General features: G+C 66.0%; 11 protein-coding genes, 1 tRNA gene, 1 rRNA gene and 1 pseudogene. 5 read left to right on the top strand and 9 right to left on the bottom strand.

The features are described from left to right. Positions 1–73 (top strand): 5S ribosomal RNA (gene rrf / locus LK10_RS23130); the annotation flags it as partial. Between the two features lie 346 nt (positions 74–419). Here the strand turns inward: rrf and LK10_RS14280 are convergent. Further along, complete coding sequence (locus LK10_RS14280; RefSeq protein ID WP_043125009.1) at positions 420–1268, bottom strand: aminoglycoside phosphotransferase family protein; 849 nt, start codon at positions 1266–1268, stop codon at positions 420–422. A gap of 170 nt (positions 1269–1438) precedes the next feature. Here LK10_RS14280 and LK10_RS14285 point away from each other — a divergent pair, with 170 nt between their 5' ends. The 3 genes from LK10_RS14285 to LK10_RS14295 all read left to right on the top strand — a co-directional run bounded on the left by LK10_RS14285 (position 1439) and on the right by LK10_RS14295 (position 6188). Next, complete coding sequence (locus LK10_RS14285; RefSeq protein ID WP_043125012.1) at positions 1439–1723, top strand: HU family DNA-binding protein; 285 nt, start codon at positions 1439–1441, stop codon at positions 1721–1723. 145 nt (positions 1724–1868) lie between these two features. After that, positions 1869–3992: a cytochrome c oxidase assembly protein gene (locus LK10_RS14290; RefSeq protein ID WP_052207381.1), complete on the top strand. Its 2124-nt coding sequence runs from the start codon at positions 1869–1871 to the stop codon at positions 3990–3992. A 96-nt stretch (positions 3993–4088) separates the two neighbouring features. Next, positions 4089–6188, top strand: coding sequence for an NHL domain-containing thioredoxin family protein (locus LK10_RS14295; protein ID WP_231567781.1), 2100 nt, complete (start codon positions 4089–4091; stop codon positions 6186–6188). A 36-nt stretch (positions 6189–6224) separates the two neighbouring features. Here LK10_RS14295 and LK10_RS14300 read toward each other — a convergent pair whose 3' ends face one another. From LK10_RS14300 to LK10_RS14315, 4 genes are all read right to left on the bottom strand, one after another. Then, positions 6225–7241, bottom strand: a complete 1017-nt coding sequence (locus tag LK10_RS14300; protein ID WP_231567782.1) for a hypothetical protein — start codon at positions 7239–7241, stop codon at positions 6225–6227. Between the two features lie 280 nt (positions 7242–7521). After that, complete coding sequence (locus LK10_RS14305) at positions 7522–8457, bottom strand: AEC family transporter (RefSeq protein WP_043125014.1); 936 nt, start codon at positions 8455–8457, stop codon at positions 7522–7524. Positions 8458–8581: 124 nt separating this feature from the next. Next, a complete protein-coding gene (gene panD / locus LK10_RS14310) occupies positions 8582–9007 on the bottom strand; it encodes an aspartate 1-decarboxylase (RefSeq protein ID WP_197061949.1) in 426 nt (141 codons plus the stop codon). Between the two features lie 94 nt (positions 9008–9101). Continuing rightward, positions 9102–9953, bottom strand: coding sequence for a LysR family transcriptional regulator (locus LK10_RS14315; RefSeq protein ID WP_043125017.1), 852 nt, complete (start codon positions 9951–9953; stop codon positions 9102–9104). A 139-nt stretch (positions 9954–10092) separates the two neighbouring features. On the opposite strand from LK10_RS14315, the gene LK10_RS14320 reads away from it, so the two are divergent. Next, a complete protein-coding gene (locus LK10_RS14320) occupies positions 10093–11412 on the top strand; it encodes an MFS transporter (RefSeq protein WP_408021461.1) in 1320 nt (439 codons plus the stop codon). Positions 11413–11541: 129 nt separating this feature from the next. On the opposite strand, the gene LK10_RS14325 is transcribed toward LK10_RS14320, so the two are convergent. The 4 genes and pseudogenes from LK10_RS14325 to LK10_RS22335 all read right to left on the bottom strand — a co-directional run. Then, positions 11542–12930, bottom strand: coding sequence for an MFS transporter (locus LK10_RS14325; RefSeq protein WP_081998561.1), 1389 nt, complete (start codon positions 12928–12930; stop codon positions 11542–11544). A gap of 254 nt (positions 12931–13184) precedes the next feature. Further along, entirely contained in the window at positions 13185–14111 is a 927-nt protein-coding gene (locus tag LK10_RS14330; RefSeq protein WP_043125019.1) for a PrsW family glutamic-type intramembrane protease, read from the bottom strand. A gap of 95 nt (positions 14112–14206) precedes the next feature. Then, a tRNA-Gly gene (locus LK10_RS14335) sits at positions 14207–14280 on the bottom strand. A 60-nt stretch (positions 14281–14340) separates the two neighbouring features. Beyond that, positions 14341–14560 (bottom strand): annotated as a pseudogene (locus tag LK10_RS22335) (amino acid permease); the annotation flags it as partial.

Consider the following 14560-nt stretch of genomic DNA (forward strand, 5'->3'; position numbering starts at 1 on the left):
CCCGGAAGCTAAGCCCCACAGCGCCGATGGTACTGCMCCCGCCAGGGTGTGGGAGAGTAGGACACCGCCGGACAACACCACCACCCGAGGGCCCCACAACGACCGTGGGGCCCTCGAGCCATTTAAAACCCCCCCACCAAGCCCCCCGTTCCGGGTACGCCAACGAACGCCCCTGGCCGTTCCGGGTACGCCAACCAACGCCCCTGGGTCGTTCCGGGTGCGCGAACGTGCGCCCCTGGCCGTTCCGGGTACGCCAACGAACGCCCCTGCCCGTTCCGGGTACGCGAACGAACGCCCCTGCCCGTTCCGGGTACGCGAACGAACGCCCCTGCCCGTTCCGGGTACGCCAACCTGCGCCCCTGGCCGTTCCGGGTACGCCAACCAACGCCCGCCACAGGGCTGCGGGCAAGGACCGGAACCTAGGCGAACCGTTCGATGACCCGAGCGAGCATCTCGCGGCCGCTCTCCTCGAAAGGGGCGTCCCCGACGTCGTGCGCCCACACAATGGTGCCCAACGACTGCAGGAGGTTGTCGAGGAGCCACGAACCCGGTTCCTCCGCGGGATCGCGCCCGTACGCTGTGAGGAAAGCGGTCCGCAATTCGGGGTGATCCGTGAAGTACGCGTGCTCAAGCCGCACGAGGTCTGTCACCCAGGGCCTGTAGCCAGCGCGGCCGAAGTCGATGACGGCGACGGTCCCTCCGTCTTCGAGCCAGTTGCGCGGCTGGTAATCGCCATGCGTCGCATAGAGCGTCCTCGGTGCCGGGCGGTGTGCTCGGACCAGTTGGCGCGCGGCTTCGAGGTGCGGTGGCGGAGCGAGGTGGCCCGCACGACGGAGGAAGTCGCCGATCTTGTGCGCCGCGGCAGGGTCATAGCTTCGCGTCTCCTGAACTGGTCGGTGGAGCAGGGCGAGGATCTCGCCCGCTTGCCGAAATGCTTCCGCCGAATATTCGAACGGACCGCCTTCGACGAGCCGCCCTGGGAGCCACGTCGAGACCACCAAGCCCGCTCGGCCGTCGCCATATAGGAGGCGGGGTGAGCGAGTTCCAAGCGGTTCGGTCATCTGCCGATACGCCCTGATCTCGCGTTGAATATGATGCAAGGTCGGGCTGGCCTTGACGACGACGGGTCCCCGCGAAGTGCCTAGACGGAGCACCCGGATGTCCTGCACTCCCCAAGACATGTCCTCTTCTAGGTCCCATTCGCCGAGCCACTGGCCAAGGAGTTGGACCTGTTCCCGCGAGAGAAGATCGGCGGGTGAGACGGTCACAGCACCACGCTACGCCCCCGTTCAGGTGCGCAAGAGCACCATTTGGCCCAAAAATCCTTGAAAACAGGGGGAATCTGCTGGCATGCCGCCCATTAGCTGGTAGTTTCGTCACCAGCAGTTCCGGGCGAATGCTCGCGGGCTGACGTACCAACCGACGTCCAGGAGGACACATGGCTAAGAACCGCAGCGAGCTTGTTGCCGAGGTGGCGGGCAAGACCAACCTCAGCCAGACTGCCGTCAACGGTGTGCTCGACGCACTGTTCGAGGTCTTCGAGAGCTCCGTCGCCAATGGCGAGAAGGTCAGCATCCCGGGCTGGCTCGCCGTCGAGCGCACCGAGCGTGCTGCCCGTACGGGCCGCAACCCGCAGACCGGCGAAGAGATCCAGATCCCGGCTGGTTTCGGCGTCAAGCTGACCGCCGGCTCCAAGCTCAAGGCCGCTGCTTCGACCAAGTAGCAGCACTTTCAGACCTCGGGGCGGCGGTTGCGACCGCCGCCCCCGCTGGTTTTAGGGCCCACCTCGTTCAATTGAACTCGTGGTCTTATCCACATAGCCCCGAACCCCGGATCTCAGGTCCCTCCGCATCTGGGAGAATAGTCGGGTGCCGAGCTCCACACGATCTGCCCCCACCCCCTCCCGCGTCAGCAGCGAGGAGCGCGGAACCACGAGGGGCTATCTGTACGGGGCTGCTGGTGCAGCGGTTGTCGTGCTCGTTGCTGCCCTCGTCTTCTCTGGCGCGGCAGGGGCCCGGCAGGTTCTCGACCCGGGGGCCTTGGTCCGATGGGGCCTCCCCATCGCCCAGACCACCCTGAACGTCTCTGCGTCTCTCGTCATCGGTGGTCTGGCGTTCGCGGTCGGCATCCTCCCCCACGTGAGGCGCCCAGAGCGCGGACACAGTGTTCCCCGCGGCGACGCGTCCAGACAGCCGGAGGAGCACCCGGCGTTCAGCCGCGCGCTCCAGATCGCGACCTTGGCCTCGCTCGTCTGGACTGCAAGCGCTGTAGCCGTCTTGGTCTTCACCGACTCCGATCTGATCGGCCAGCCGGTCTCGGGCAGCTCGGACTTCACCAAGCAGCTCGTCTTCTACATGACCCAGCTCGATGTAGGCCGAGCTTGGCTCATCACGGTCATCATCGCAGCGACGGTAGGCACCCTTCTGTTCGCCGTGCGCTCGCTTACCGGCCTCGCCCTGACGTTCCTGCTCGCCGTCGGCGGTCTCATCCCGATGGCCCTGATTGGCCACTCCGCCAGTTCGGGGGACCATGAGGCGGCCGTCAACTCGTTGGGCCTCCACCTCGTCGGCGCGGCCCTTTGGGTTGGTGGCCTCGGCGTGCTTGCACTCCTCGGAGGGACACTTGCCGGGCGCGTTCGAACTGTTTCGGGGCGAACGTCGGGGCAGGATCTGCTCGAGGCGGTCCTGCGGCGCTACTCGGCGCTCGCGCTGTGCTGCTTCATCCTCGTCGTTGTCTCAGGCATCATCAACGCGTCCCTGCGCGTGCCGAGCTGGGAAGCGCTGTTCGGGTCGTCTTACGGACAGCTGATCATCGGGAAGGTCGTGTTCGCCGTCGTCCTCGGAGGGATCGGCTACATGCACCGGCGATGGGTCATCCCGCAGCTTTCGCGCGGAGCTTCGCCACGACGCGTGCTGTGGCAGCTCGTTGGGGTAGAAGCGATTGTCATGGGCGGGGTGTCCGGCCTCGCGGTCGCGCTGAGCCGTTCTGCGCCGCCACAGCCTACCTCCTACGCCTCGAACGCATCGCCTGCGTTCATCCTTTCTGGCTACAACCTCCCGCCCGAGCTCACGACCTCGCGGTGGTTCACGGAGTGGCGCCCGGACTGGCTGTGGATTGCCATCGCGGTCTTCGGGGCCGTCACGTATGCCCTCGGCCTCCTGAAGGTGCGACGCCGCGGTGACTCGTGGTTCTGGCCGCGGAGCGCCTCCTGGTACGCGGGTCTCGTTGTCCTGACGTACATCACGAGTGGGCCTCCGGCCGTGTACGGGCGGGTCTTGTTCTCGGCGCACATGGTCGACCACATGATGCTCACTATGGTCGCGCCTCTCCTGCTCGTGCTCGGCTCGCCCATCACGCTCGCGCTCAAGGCCCTTCAGCCACGGCAGGATGGCAGCCGGGGGCTGCGGGAGTGGATCCTCGTCTTCGTGCATTCGTGGTGGTCGAAGCTCATCACCCACCCGCTTTTTGCGGCCGCGAACTTCGCGGGCTCGATCATCATCTTCTACTACTCGGACCTGTTCGGTTACGCGATGCGGGACCACATCGGCCACGAGCTCATGAACGTCCACTTCACGCTCACTGGCTACATCTTCATCCTCACGATGATCGGTTCAGACCCGCTCCCGCGCCGCGCCCCGTACCCGCTGCGCCTGCTCCTCCTGTTCGCGACGATGGCTTTCCACGCCTTCTTCGGTGTCACCCTTATGGGTTCGAACGTGCTCCTCGAGCCGACCTACTTCGGCAACCTCGGCCGAGCGTGGGGTCTCTCCGCCATCGCGGATCAGCAGCAGGGGGGTGCGGTGGCTTGGGGCATCGGGGAGATTCCGACGCTCGTGGTCGCGATCGGGGTGGCCCTCATGTGGTCGCGGTCCGATGCGCGCGAGACAAAACGACGTGACCGGGCCGCCGACCGGGACCACGACGCCGAACTTGAGGCGTACAACGCAATGTTCAACAAGCTCGAGGAAAGGGACCGGACCCGCGGCATATGACGCGGGGCTACGCCACCGGATGGGCACCGGAACAAAGCCTTTGATAATGGGGTTGCCCCTAACAACCCTTCATCTGCCGACACGTCAGGAGTGCCTGTGACCGCCGAGTCTGCCGAGTCCGTCAGCACCAGCGCCACCGCTGGCCTGCGCACACCCCACCGCGTACGCGCGAGCGAGCTCGCTGGCCGTGGGTGGCTGAACACGGGCGGGACTGAACTCGACCTTGCTTCGCTGCGCGGCAAGATCGTTATCCTCGACTTCTGGACGTTCTGCTGCATCAACTGCCTTCACGTCCTGGATGAGTTGCGCCCGCTCGAGGACAAGTACGGCGACGTCCTCGTCACGGTGGGTGTTCACTCGCCAAAGTTCGAGCACGAGGCGGACCCGCTCGCGCTTGCCGCCGCCGTGGAGCGCTACGAGATCCACCATCCGGTGCTCGACGATCCTGAGCTCCTCACATGGCAGGCCTACACCGCGCGGGCTTGGCCGACGCTCGTCGTCGTGGACCCTGAGGGCTACATCGTTGCGCATCTGTCCGGCGAGGGGCATTCGGCAGGCCTCGGGGTCCTGATCGAGGAGCTCGTCTCCGAGCATGAGGGGAAGGGCACACTGCATCGCGGGAACGGGCCCTATGTCCCGCCCGAGCCCGTCTCGCGCACACTCCGCTTCCCCGGCCAGACCGTCACGCTTGAGAACGGCAATTTCCTGGTGGTCGACACAGGCCATCACCGTCTTGTAGAGCTCCGTGCCGATCTCGAGACCGTCCAACGCGTGATTGGTTCTGGGACGAAGGGCTATACAGACGGTGCAGCCCAGGCTGCTCAGTTCAACGAGCCCCAAGGCATCGCAATCCTCCCCGCCGACATCTCATGGCAGACCGGCTACGATGCCGTGGTTGCCGACACGGTCAACCACCGCCTGCGGGGGGTGACGTTGAGCTCTGGCCATGTCCAGACGATCGCCGGGAATGGGATTCAGCGGCTGCTCGACGCGGGGCCGGCTCGCGTCGACGGCGACGGGGCCGGGACCTGGGCCGGAGGGCGGACGACGACGAAGGCCGGCCCGGGTGCCGCAGGCAACGCCTCCGACGGGACGACCGCCGCCGACGAGGGCATCTTCCTTGACGAGCACGCCAACGACTACGCTGGCGACTCCTTCGACATCGGCTACGTGGGCCACGGCACGAATGTCTCGCTGTCCTCACCTTGGGATGTTGTGTGGAGTGAGAAGCTGCGGAAGGTGGTCATTGCGATGGCCGGGACCCATCAGCTCTTCACCTTTGACCCGCTGACGAACGAGGTCGCGATCCTTGCAGGGTCGGGGCTCGAGGGCCTGCTTGATGGTGCAGGACCCGAGGCTTGGTTTGCCCAGCCTTCGGGACTCACGGTTGATGCTGAAGGAAACCTCTGGGTTGCTGACTCGGAGACCTCTGCACTTCGGCATGTGCTGATCGGGGCCGATGCCGAGAGCTCGGGGAGCCGCATCCGGGTCGAAACGGCCGTCGGCAAGGGCCTGTTCGACTTCGGCTTCCGAGACGGCAATGCTCGTGAAGCGCGCCTGCAGCACCCGCTCGGTGTCACCGTGCTTCCCGATGGCTCGGTGGCAATCGCGGATACCTACAACGGCGCTGTGCGCCGGTACGACCCTTCTGTGCAGGCGGTTTCGACCCTCGCACGGGGCCTTGCTGAGCCGAGTGACGTCGTCGTCGTTCGCCCGGAGGAGGGCGAACCGCTGCTCCTTGTGACCCAGACCAACCGGCACGAGCTCACCCTCGTGCCCATCCCGAAGGACGCCCAGCAGGTCGATGAGGGCGCGAGCCAGACGCAGCGGCCCAAGTCCGCCCTCGCGCCTGGGGCCCTCGAGTTGACGGTTCGCTTCAAGGCGCCAACCGGGCAGAAGCTCGACGAGCGTTGGGGCGACCCGACGCAGCTCAAGATTTCGTCGACGCCTCCGGAGCTCCTTAAGGCGGGTGCAGGGACCTCTCAGGGTCTCCTCCGGACACTCGAGCTCGATGCCGATGTGGCCGAGGGCGTGCTGCATATCACGGCGCGTGCGGCCGCGTGCGACGGCGCTCCGGGCGAAGAGATCCCGGACCATGCTGCGTGCCACCTGTACCAGCAGGACTGGGGTATTCCGGTCGTGCTGCAGGAGGGGGCGGAATCTGAGCTCGTCCTGGACCTGCGCGGGATGAACTGACGTGCCCGCGACGTGCCTGGGCGCTCTCTGAGTCGGCTAGCCGAGGACAGGAGTCATGGTGATCGTGGTGCCTGAAACGCTGAGATTCACCCTGAAGATGAAGTCCGTCTCCACATTCAGCGGGCTCACCTGACCGGTGAAGAGGTCAATCTGCCGCGCTGTCAGCCGCGCCTTTCCCGACAGCGGCGAGACCGTCCATTGGCCGCTGAACGGCGTGACGCTTGCGCTGGGATATTGGGTGATCGACCACGCGATGCTGCCGTCGACAATGCGGTTGTCCGTGGAATAGGAAAACGGGCAGTCGGGCTGCAATCGCTGCTGCGACGAGGCACTCTTGGCGCATTGGTCCAGGAAGTCCTTGGCTTTCGCGTCGAGTGCAGTGGTGAGGGCCGGGGTGGCCTTGGTGTCGAGAGACATGGACTCGGTGCTGCTCTTCTGCGACACCACGGTTGTTACCGGACTTGCAGCAAAATACTCACCGGGCAGGGAGCCCACGTAGCTTCCCGGATAGAAAACGGGAAAGGAATTGTGGCCGGACGGCATGTTCACGGCTGTGCCGTTGATGGTCGCGCGTGAAGAATTCACGACCGAGGCCTGAAGGACGGGCAATTGGTCGGGCACGATGCTCCAGCGCGGGAAGAAGACCCAATCGGATCCCGTCTGCTCCACAAGGAAGCTGCTCGTGTAGCTCTTCCCACCGGAGGTGAAGGTCACCGGCACGGACTCTCTGCCGTTGGCCGCCGGCCGCGCGGTTCCGACATTGAGGTCACGCACACGGGACATCGAATCGCGCAGGGGTGCACCATCGAGGAGCGCGGCGCTCCCGGAGGGGACTTGGGCATGCAGCGCGCCCAGTGCACGGCCGCCGTCGCCCGCTTGAAGCGCGTCCAGGTACGCGCGAACCGGTTGGTCCGGTCCCTGCCCGCTGGCGACGGCCTTGACCGAGACGATCGCAGCGATGACGGCAAGTACGAGGCCCAATCCCCAGAGCAGCGCGACCCGCAGCGGGTTCGCCGGCTTCCGCGTTCCCCCCATCACGGACAGCGCACTCACGGACGGATCGTCGTGGCCTCGGCCACGCACGGGGCAATCGTGCGGAAGTGGGTCGAAGTCAGAGCAAGCATGTCGCTAGCCTAACCGGCAACGGCTTTCAGGCCATTTCGGGTACGCATACTCCACCTCCAAGCCATCTCGGGAACAGCTAATCTTCTTTCTGCGGCTTCCGGGTACGACGACGGCCGGCGCCTTCGCGGCGGAAGTCGCCGCTCGTCGTCGTTCGCTTTGGGCTCTCGCTAAAGCGTGCCGTATCTGTACCCGAGACGTGAGCCACCGATTACGAGAGCAGCGCTGCCATGATTGCCATCGCGGGGACGGCGAGGACTGTCGTGATGAGCACCGTGTCCTTCGCGACGATGAGGCCATGCTGATATCGCTGAGCTGCTACGTAGACGTTCTGGGCGGTCGGCAGGCCGGTCGTCACGACGGCGGCGAACAGCGCGTGGCCACCCAGGCCGAGGGCGAACCGCGCGAAGGCGAACGCGATGAGCGGGTGCACCACGAGCTTGAGCACGGAGGCGAGCATTGTATCGAAGCGTCGCCCGTCGTCGGCTCGAAGCGGGCGTGAACCGTGGAGGGATATTCCGAAGGCCATGAGAATGGCCGGGATCGCCGCACCCCCGATGAGGTGGATCGGCTGCATGATGAGGTCCGGGAGCTTCCAGCCGGTCCCAGCAAGGACGAGGCCGATGGCGGATCCGACGATGTTCGGGTTCGTCACGACGGGGAGCACGAACTGGAGGGCGCGGGCCGCGCCCGGCTTCGCCGTCGACGTCGTGCCGTCCAGGATGAGCAAGTACGACGGCGTGAGCAGCGCGAGCTGGAAGATCAGCAGGGGTGCCACGTAGCTCGCGTTGCCCAGGACGAAGACCGCGATCGGGATGCCCAGGTTTCCCGAGTTGGCGATCGACGAGCTCATCGAGGCGATGAGGGCCTCCGGCAGTTCGCGTCGCCGGATGAACCGGAATGCCCCGAACGAGACTATTCCGACGAGAGCCGAGCTCACCGTGATGACGAGCAGGTGGGACGAGAAGACGGTGCGGAGGTCGGCGTTGCTGAGGGTGTCGAGGAGAAGCGCGGGACTCGCGACGAAGAACGAGAGACGGCTGAGCACGGCCTGTGCACCCTCGCCCAGAAGCTGTTTCCGCGCGACGAACCAGCCAGTGCCAATGATCGCCCAGACGACGAAGAACCCGGAGAGGACCCCTAGCACAGCGCGCTACCGCGGGTTTCTAGGCCAGTCCTTTGCACGGGGTACAGCCTAGGGCACGTTTCTCAGCGGAAAGAAACCGATTTCGCATCGCGGCGCGTCGGATGAGTTGGAGGAGCGGCCGGGCTCAGTTGAGGTGTGCCTGGATGGCGAAAGGCGGCCGCATGAGGCCGGGCGTAATGCCCTCGGCCGGGTCTGTGCCGAGTTCGACGACCTTGTTGTCGGCGTCCACATGCACGATCGTCGGCACGAATTCTCGGGCTTCCTCATTGCTCATCGCTGCATAGCTGATGAGGATGACGATGTCTCCCTCATGGATCAGGTGTGCTGCAGCACCGTTGATCCCGATGACGCCGGACCCGCGCTCGCCCGCGATCGTGTACGTCTCAAGCCGTGCCCCGTTGGTGACGTCGACAATTGAGACGAGCTCGCCCGGCAGGATGTCGGCGGCTTCGAGCAGGTTCAGATCAATCGTCACCGAGCCGACGTAGTGCAGATCGGCGTGCGTGACCGTCGCGCGGTGGATCTTCGACTTGAACATTGTGCGGTTCATCGCAGGCCAGTCTACTCCGGCACCCTCGGGCGCGCCGTGGCGAGCCTCACTCGCTCGGCGTGCTACGTCGTCGTGCCTTCCCGCCGCCCCAACGCTACGTCCGGCTCAGCGTCCGCCCCATGATCGCATCGGTCAGCGCGTCGACCGCAGCGGAGTTCGCGAGCGGATTGCGGATGAGCGTGAAGTCGACATCACCCACCGGCGGAAGGTCGAAGCGGCGCGTGATGATCGAGAGGTCCTCGGGGACGAGCGTGGTAGGCATGACGCCGACTCCGAGGCCTGCGCGCACCGCCGCGAGGACGCCCGCGATCTGCTTCGTGCTGCATGTGACCTTCCAGGTGCGGCCGCTCGCCTCGAGTGCCTCGATCGCGAGGGTCCGGCTGAGGCTCGGTGAGGGGTAGACGACGAGTGGGACCGGCTGGTCGCGCTCGAGGGAGGTCTGCTCGACGCCGACCCAGGAGAAGACGTCGTGCCGTACGACCGTCCCCTCCTGGGCTCCAGCGACCCATTTGATGAATACGAGGTCGAGTTGGCCCGCTTTGAGCCGGCGGTGCAGATCATCGCTCTGACTGACCGTGAGCTCGAGGTTCAACTGGGGATAGGCGCGCCGGAACTCACGGAGGATCTTTGGCAGGCCGGTGATAGCGAGGTCGTCGGCCGTGCCGAAGCGGAGTCGCCCGCGCATCGCGGAGCCGCGGAAGTAACGCAGGGCTTCGTCATGGGCAGCGAGAATGGTCCGGGCGAAGCCCGCCATCGCGTCGCCATTGTCGGTGAGGCGTACGCCGTGGGTGTCACGGATCAACAGTCCTCGGCCCGCGGCCTTTTCCAGCTTCGCAACGTGTTGGCTCACTGTGGGCTGTGCGATTCCGAGGCGCTCCGCCGCGAGAGTGAAGCTGAGGTGCTCTGCGACGGCAAGGAAGCTGCGGAGATGGACGGGATCGAACATGTCTCCCATCCTTTCGGGGCGAATTGCAGAATGCAATAGCTCTTATATGGCAAATAATCTTCCGCAATGGTTTCCGAGCTGCCTAGCGTGGAATTACTCGAATGCTCAACTGACCCGAACGAAACTTCAGGACTCTTCCGTGACCTCGCCCAGCTCCGCCGTGCCCTCTTCCGCGTCCGACTCCATCCGAGCCTCCCTCACTCCGGGCCCCGTGAACCCGTCCACTGAGCCCATCGCCGTCATCCCGGAACGGCTGCCTTGGCGCCACACGTTCATCTCGCTCCGTGTCCACAACTACCGGCTCTTCGCCGCATCGAATTTCATCGCCGTCATCGCTGTTTGGATGCAGCGCATCTCCCAGGACTGGATCGTGCTCCAGCTCTCTGGCTCCGTGGCGGCCGTCGGCGTAACGGTGGCGATGCAGTTCACGCCGGTGCTCCTGCTTGGCCCCTGGGGCGGTCTCATGGCCGATCGGTTCTCGAAGCGGCGTCTCCTCCAGATCTGCCAGGCCACCGCCGGGCTCTGCGCCGCGACCCTCGCTGCGCTCGCGCTCACCCATTCGCTTGAGGTGTGGCACGTTTACGCCATTGCGGTCGTCCTCGGGCTCGTGACCGTGCTCGACCAGCCATCGCGCCAGGTGTTCGTCAACGAGCTCGTGGGTCCGCAGTACCTGCGGAACGCGATCAGCATGAACTCGACCATCTTCCAGCTCGGCGGGCTGATTGGGCCTGCGGTCGCAGGGGGGCTGCTCTCTGCGGTCGGGGGCGGGTACGCGTTCGTCTTCAACGCGGTGGCCTGCACGATCACCGTCGTCATGCTCTCGATGCTTCGCGTGGACGAGCTGCACACCGCGCCTCCCACGCCGAAGGCGAAGGGCATGCTGCGCGAAGCCGTGCGCTACGCCTGGGCTAAGCCGACCATCCGCTGGCCCTGGGTGCTCGCGGGCGCTGTCGCGGTTTTCGCCCTGAGCCTGCCCGTGCTGCTCGCCGGATACGCCGACCATGTCTTCGGGGTCGGCGCGAGCGGCTACGGCCTGCTCAACACTCTCGTTGCTCTCGGCTCCCTGACCGGTGCTGTGGCCTCGGCCCGCCGTCGGCTTCTCCGGCTCAGGACCGTGGTGTTCGGCGCCGGACTCTATGGCGCGCTGCTCGCCCTCGCCTCGTTCATGCCGTCCCTTCCCGTGTTCGGCGCCCTCATGACGGTTTCCGGGTTCTGTGCCCTGACCTTCCTGACCTCGGCGAACCAGCTGGTGCAGACCAGTGCCAACATGGCGATCCGCGGCCGCGTCATGAGTCTCTACACGATGGTCCTCATGGGAGGACAGGCGCTTGGTGGGCCTATGCTCGGCGGCCTCGCTCAGCTGTGGGGGACGCGCTGGGCCCTGCTGCTCGGCGGTGCCGTGCCTGCCGTTGTCGCGGGTCTCCTGGGTCTGTGGCTGCGGGGGAAGCGCGAGGAATAAGCGCTTGCCGGGCGCCGGCCCGCGGTCCAGCCCACTTCTGAGCCGCCCAGCGTGCGATTCCCTCGGGACACGCCGCGTCCCGCCCGATTGGGAAATCACAACCGGGCGGGACGGAGGGCGTGCGCGTGCTTAGGCTGTCTTGGCGGCCGCCCCCGTCTCGTGGACAGCGGAGCGGTCGGCGGTATCGAGCGCATCGAGGCTGAGCTGCGAGGTCTCGCGGGTGGCCCAGGTCGCGATGGCCGAGATGACCGCGAGCCCGAGCGTTAGGCCGCCGATCAGCAGCGGGACGTTCGCGGAACCGGGAGGGGCCACGAGGGTGAAGACGGTCGGCAGGAACGCGACGATGAGCAGGCCGATGTTCTGGGAGACAGCGAAGCCAGTGACTCGGGTGCGGGTTGGGAACAGTTCTTGGAAGAAGCTCGCGAACGTCGCATTCCACATCTGGTACAGGACGCCCCACATGAGGATCGCGAGCACGAGCGTCAGCACGACGTTCCTCTGGCTGATCGCCCAGAGGTAGGCGAAAGAGAGCACGCCGGAGCTGAGCGAGCCGAAGATCATGAGTGGCCGGCGGCCGATCCGGTCGGAGAGCTTGCCGAAGAAGGGGATGAGGATGACGGCGACGATATTGGCCATAACCGGCATCCACAGGTAGGTCGACGGGCTCATCTTGATCCCATACGAGGGCTGGGTCGCGTAGGCGGTGCCGAAGACCGCGGCCGTCGTGCCGATGACATTCGTGAGGCCCATGAGGATCGCGCGGAAGATGGTCCAGCCGCTCTCGCGGACCACCTGGACGATGGGTGCCTGAGGCACCACGTGCTGCTTGGCCTCCTGAAGGAACACGGGGGTCTCCGACACGCGCCGACGGATGAGGTAAGCGGCGACGACGACGAGCGCGCTGAGCAGGAACGGCACGCGCCAGCCCCACGAGTGGAAGGCCTGGGCGGGCAGCATCGCGGAGAGCGGGATGAAGGCAGCGGACGCCAGAATGCTGCCGGCTTGGGTTCCTTGGAGGCTGAAGCTAGTGAAGAAGCCGCGCCTGCCGGCGGGTGCGTGCTCGGCGATGAGGGCGCTCGCGCCGCTGAGCTCACCGGCGACGGCGAAGCCCTGGATGAGTCGGAGCGCCACGAGAAGGATCGGGGCGAGGACGCCCACTTGGCTGTACGTGGGCAGGAGGCCGACGGCGAACGTCGTGAAGCCCATGAGCAACAGCGCGAAGACGAGGACGTTCTTACGGCCATGGCGGTCGCCCCAGTTGCCGAGGACGAAGGCACCGATGGGGCGCGCTACATAGCCGACGGCGTAGGTCGCGAGGGACGCGACGAGGGCTACCGTCGGGTTGCCGCTCGGGAAGAAGACCGACGGGAAGACAAGAGCGGCCGCGGAGGCGTAGATGGAGAAGTCGTAGTACTCCAAAGTGCTGCCGAAGAAGCCGCTCAGGGCCGCCTTCTTGTGCATGTTTCCGGGCTTCTGCTGTTGCTCGGGGCTCGATTGCCCGCGCACCTCTTCGTGCATGAGACCCTCCTAGGTCATCGTGACTGTAACGCTCGTCCGGTGCCTTGGCCCCTGGTGGAAGCGGTCCGGATAACGCTTGGTAAGCGCTTTCCAATGAACCACGTCACATCCGTGCTGTCAATCCTCCGCGTGTGTCGCGGCGGCTATGGCCAGCCCCGTCTGCTGCTGTCGGGTGGCATGCGCGCCGCTGTCCAGATGGCACGCGGGCCCCTGCTCGGCCTCTGGGCGGCCCGCATGCCCGGGCCGCGTCCGTGTCAGATGGGTCGGCCCGGATGGGGGTTGGGCGGTAGCCGCCGGGCGGCGTCATTGTGGCGGCGGAGGGCAAGCCGGAGCCCGCCGAGGCCGGCCACCGAAATGATGAGGATGCCTCCGAAATAGAACAGCGAGGAAAGTGATGAGACCTCGCCGGATGTCCCAGGGCGCAGGAAGCCATATTGGAGCGCCGGCACCGCGTTCCCGGTGACGACGACGGCGAGAAGGGCCGCGATCCCGCCCATCGAGTCCCAGAGGGCGTGCAGGATCACGACCGCGATGAAGGCGACAATGACCAGCCCTGTGAACCGGTACTTCGCAGCCCGGTCCGTGGCGCCGAAGATCACCGCACCCAGGAGCGCCGTCCACAGCACGTGGCAGACAGGCGTGAGGATGGACCGCATCGCCTCGGTCTGCAGCATCGAGGCGAGATCGATGCCTTGGGAAGTGACCGCGGCGTTGAACGCGTACCCCGCGGATTCGAAGGCCGCGAACCCCGCCCCGACCGCCGCGCCGAGAAGCGCTCCTTGCCGCGCCGTCTTGGGCACCACCGAGCGGCCGACGACGAGCAGCACCACGGCTTTCACAGCCTCCTCGATGAGGCCGACACGGAGGTAGATCCACGTTGTCACGTGCAGATCGGCCTCGAGCAGCGAAGCGGCCAGGACGCCCACGACGCCGCCGGCGAAGAACGCGAGGAACACGTGGGTTGGAGCGAGATTTCCGGTGACGCGTTCGACGGCGAAGAGCACCACGCTGAAAGGCACGAGGAAGCTTCCGAGCAGGATAAGCGTCGGGATCAGATTCGAGTTGAGCGTTGACGCCGTGACGAAAATCGTTGCGATCCACAGGGCGAGCCCGATGAGGAGCGCCTTCCACCACCACCCATGGCGATGGCTGCGGGTGGTGGGGGAGTAGTTTGCGTCCACGAGGCGGCAATACCCCGGCGCTCTTATGCGAAACGGCCCGCGCGCTCAAACGGCGATGCCCCCACAGCCAGTGGCTGAAGGGGCATCGGGCACATTGGAGCGGCCGACGGGAATCGAACCCGCGTATCAGGCTTGGGAAGCGTGCGCTCTGCCATTGAGCTACGGCCGCGTTGCCCCGGAGGGCTTCACCCAGCTTACAACACTGGGTGAAGTGCTCCGTGCAAGGAAATCACCTCCCGCGCAGGGGTCGGTTGGCGATGACGGGTGCTGTTCCGGTGTGGCCGTTGCGGGTGGCGGCGATTTGGTGGATGCGGTCGCGGCAGGCGTACCAGCCGGCGACCATGAGGATGATGGCGATGGCGGTGGCCAGGAGGGTCCAGGGGGAGTCGGCGAGGATCATGATGAGGACGGCGGCGAGGAAGGCCAGGGTGAGGTAGCCGGTGTAGGGG

The sequence above is a fragment of the Sinomonas humi genome (assembly GCF_000802235.1).
Classification (GTDB): Bacteria; Actinomycetota; Actinomycetes; order Actinomycetales; family Micrococcaceae; genus Sinomonas; species Sinomonas humi.

What these genes read in the sequence shown, in the direction of transcription:
- LK10_RS14285 (WP_043125012.1), top strand. Translation starts at nt 1,439, where the DNA reads ATGGCTAAGAACCGCAGCGAGCTTGTTGCCGAGGTGGCGGGCAAGACC.
- panD (WP_197061949.1), bottom strand. Translation starts at nt 9,007, where the DNA reads ATGAACCGCACAATGTTCAAGTCGAAGATCCACCGCGCGACGGTCACG.
- LK10_RS14315 (WP_043125017.1), bottom strand. Translation starts at nt 9,953, where the DNA reads ATGTTCGATCCCGTCCATCTCCGCAGCTTCCTTGCCGTCGCAGAGCAC.
- LK10_RS14325 (WP_081998561.1), bottom strand. Translation starts at nt 12,930, where the DNA reads ATGCACGAAGAGGTGCGCGGGCAATCGAGCCCCGAGCAACAGCAGAAG.